2 protein-coding genes and 2 pseudogenes are annotated in these 3780 nt (G+C 60.6%); 2 read left to right on the forward strand and 2 right to left on the reverse strand.

All coding sequences use genetic code 11. From position 1 onward, the window contains the following. On the forward strand, positions 1-1545 hold a 1545-nt coding region (gene cysC, locus AC1DX0_RS32630), incomplete at its 5' end, for an adenylyl-sulfate kinase (protein WP_477358503.1). Continuing rightward, positions 1508-1639: pseudogene (locus AC1DX0_RS32635) on the forward strand (3'(2'),5'-bisphosphate nucleotidase CysQ); the annotation flags it as partial. The gene cysC and the pseudogene AC1DX0_RS32635, both read left to right, overlap by 38 nt. An 84-nt stretch (positions 1640-1723) precedes the next feature. On the opposite strand, the gene AC1DX0_RS32640 reads toward AC1DX0_RS32635, so the two are convergent. Further along, positions 1724-2131, reverse strand: coding sequence for a hypothetical protein (locus AC1DX0_RS32640; protein ID WP_477358504.1), 408 nt, complete (start codon positions 2129-2131; stop codon positions 1724-1726). Between the two features lie 751 nt (positions 2132-2882). Continuing rightward, positions 2883-3780: pseudogene (locus AC1DX0_RS32645) on the reverse strand (hypothetical protein); the annotation flags it as partial.

The following is a 3780-nucleotide window of genomic DNA, read 5'->3' on the forward strand; positions in this document are numbered from 1 at the left end:
GACCTGGCGATCGTGCTGATCGATGCGCGGCAAGGGGTGCTGCGCCAGACCCGGCGCCATTCGATCATCGCCTCGCTGCTCGGCATCCGCCATGTCGTGCTGGCCGTCAACAAGATCGATCTCGTCGATTTCGACCAGGCGGTTTTCGATCGGATCGTCGAAGACTACGGGCAATTCTCGCGCGATCTCGGCTTCCAGACCATCGTGCCGATCCCGATGTCGGCCCGTTATGGCGACAATGTCAGCCGCCGATCGGAAAGCATGGAATGGTATTCCGGCCCGACGCTGATCGAGCATCTCGAAACCGTGTCGGTCGACGAAGCGATGGTTGAACTGCCGTTCCGTTTCCCGGTCCAGTATGTCAATCGCCCCAATCTCGACTTTCGCGGCTTTGCCGGCACGATCGCGTCCGGCTCGGTTGCGCCTGGCGACGAGGTCGTTGTCGCCAAGTCCGGCAAATCCTCGCGCGTCAAGCGGATCGTCTCGTATGGCGGCGACCTCACGCAGGCGGCCGCGGGCCAGGCTGTTACACTCGTTCTTGATGACGAGGTCGAGATCTCACGCGGCAACATGCTGGTTTCGCCGGCCGCACGGCCGCAGGTCGCAGACCAGTTCGCCGCCAACATCGTCTGGTTCGACGAACATGCGCTGCTGCCCGGCCGCTCCTACATCCTGCGCACCGAGACCGACCAGACCAGCGCCACTGTCACCGACCTGAAATACCGGATCAATGTCAACAACTTTGCCCATGAAGCGGCCAAGTCGCTTGAAATGAACGAAGTCGGCATCTGCAACATCTCGACGCGGGCGCCGATCGCCTTCGATCCCTTCGCCGAAAACCGCACCACCGGCGCCTTCATCCTGATCGACCGCATCTCAAACGCCACGGTCGGCGCCGGCATGATCGTGCACTCGCTGCGCCGCGCCGAAAACATCCACTGGCAATCGCTCGATGTCGGCAAGCGCGTCCGCGCCGACATGAAGAACCAGCGGCCCGCCATATTCTGGCTCACCGGGCTGTCGGGCTCCGGCAAGTCGACCATCGCCAACCTGTTCGAAAAGAAGCTGTTCGCCACCGGCCACCATACTTATATCCTGGACGGCGACAACGTCCGTCACGGCCTCAACCGCGATCTCGGTTTCACCGACGCCGATCGCGTCGAGAACATCCGCCGCGTCGCCGAAGTGGCGCGCTTGATGGCCGATGCCGGGTTGATCGTCATTGTTTCGTTCATTTCGCCGTTCAGCGCCGAGCGGCGCATGGCGCGCGAATTGATGGCCGACGGCGAATTCATCGAGGTGTTCGTCGATACGCCCTTCCAGGAATGCGCCAGGCGCGATCCGAAGGGCCTCTATGCGCGCGCACTGAATGGCGAGATCAAGAACTTCACCGGCGTCGATTCTCCCTACGAAGCGCCGGAAAACCCGGAAATCCATCTCAAGACACTCGGCAAATCGGCCGAAGAGATGGTAGACGCCCTGGAACACTGGCTGAACGAGCGCGACATTGCCGAAGACCAACACGACAGCGGCGGCGGCGTCTGACGACAGGCCGATGCTCGAAATCTTCGAGCCGCTGGCTCTGGCGGCCGGACGCGAGGTGATGCGAGTGTTCCACGCCGGCTGTGCGGTCGACCGCGGGAGAAGCCGGGTGTCAGGGCTCTTACTGATGCAATCGTTGTGGCCGTTCTAGGCAACCTCAATGCCACATTCTCTCCCTGAGTCATCTGAAAAACCTGTTCCCAGCGATTGTCCGGCGGACTCTAGCGGCAGCCCATTGTCCTCTTATCGTGGTCCCGACATGGCAACTGCAGACGATGTCGTGCAATTCCCAGTCCGACAGTTCGAAGAAGCGCTTTGCTTCCACATAGGTGGCATCCTTCAGGCCGACCGCACGCAGTACCGGATCCTCGAAGGCCACTGTAATTGGCGAGCCCTCACTGCGTGCTGGGTCGCGGGCTTGCCCTTTCAGATGCTCAGTGCCAGTCCRCGCTCCCAGGCGTCGCTCGGGATGTTCGTCTAGCAACTTTGCCCAGCGCTCGATGCGCTGTTGCCGGGTCATGATCGGGTATGTCGACAAGGGTTCCACTTCTGCGATTGTCCGCAGTTGGCTTAGGGTTTGGTGTTTCATGGTCGGCTCCTCTTGATCGAAGGTCCCTTCGCACCAGGACGCGCTGACAAGGCCGGGTAGGCGGCTGCTCGACGGACAATCGCGATTGCCAAATTTTGACTAGTACTGCCCATTGCTCCGCCGCCGCCGACACTCGAACAGACCCACGTCCCACCCCAAAAAGGGCGGGTTCTTTCCTGCCACTGGCGTCATCATGGAGAGGCAATTCGTCTAGCTAGAGCGCCGGAACAATTCGTCATCAATCCGGTTTTCCTCCTACGCCTGTTCCAACCGAAGGAGGCAACGATGAGTTGGGATCAAATCAAGGGGAAATGGATGCAGTTCAAAAGCAAAGCCAAGGAGCAATGGGCGATGTCACCGACGATGATCGAGACCAACTCCTGGGACGGATTCAGGAGGGGTATGGGATTGCCAAAGAAGAAGCAGAGCGGCAGATAAACGAATGGTCTAAAAGGGTCTGACAAGGTCCCAATTGGCCGAGGATCCGTGCAACTGCCGCTTCACGCCAATGCACGGCTTCCACGAATCTATTCGCAGGCAGGGCTCCTCGCGCGCCGCATCAGCGCCTCCCTCGATACTCACGGTCCGAACTACTTATGCACCGTTGCGACCTGGGAACCGTTTGAGCGCAAACAAGCCCACATAGCGAAACCCGCCACCGGCAACTAGATGGGCGCCATCCGCCGCCATTTCTGATCGCTGTCGGTGACGCGCTCGCGCTTCGTTGTGCCATGTGCGATCGCATGAGCGATCAAACGACGAACACGTCGTGGAAGGTCAGGGCCGCCCCGGGCTCTAGGTGGGCGATTTCCACTTGGGGGATCGATTTCGAGCCATCGGGGTCATAATACAGAATGCCCGTGGTCCGGTTGTAGAGCAGGTAATCGTTGTGGCTGGTGGCGTGTTCGCGCAACTCGAAATACGACGAGTTCACCTGCGTCGGGCTGGACAAGGAACCGGTGCCGAGCTTGGTGAAGACGGCGTTGTCGAGATAAAGCGAGTCATCGGCCGCATGGAAGTCGGTTAGTCTATCGACATTGCCAGGCCCATAGGCCGTGTCAAACACGAAGGTGTCCTTGCCGGCGCCACCGGTCAGCACGTCGTTGCCACCCAGGCCCCGCAGTGTATCGTTGCCAGCCAGGGCATCATAGCTATCGGCCGCGCCAGTGCCGACAAACGTATCGTTCCCGGTCGTTCCGTGGGTCGGGTCGGTCGGCGGTGGCGGAGGTGACGGGTCGGTCCCGTCATGGGTTGCGTGCCAGACCGCCTTGGCGTTGGCCCAGTAATCGCGGGCCACCTGGCCTTGAAGGACCGTCCAGCCGGCGGGCGGCATTGGATAAGTCGACGGCAGCGGCGTGTCAGAGAGGTTGAGATAGTAATTGCCGTGCGACTCGACCGTCTTGTCCCAGGCCCGCTGCAACCGCTCCAAGCCGTTGTGGTGAACGTCTGTGATCGCCACGACGCAGTCGATAAAGTGCAGGCTGGGCACGATATCGTCAGGGCCTGTGCCCTTGTCGAGTTTGAATGGCGAACCGTGGGTCATCTCGCCTTTGCGAAGGTACTCTCCCATGCCCAGAAGCATGCCATCCATGACGACCGTGTTGTCAGACCCATCCACGTCACCGTCGCCAAGGCTCACTCCGGAAAAC

Source organism: Mesorhizobium sp. P3_A9 (genome assembly GCF_056402975.1).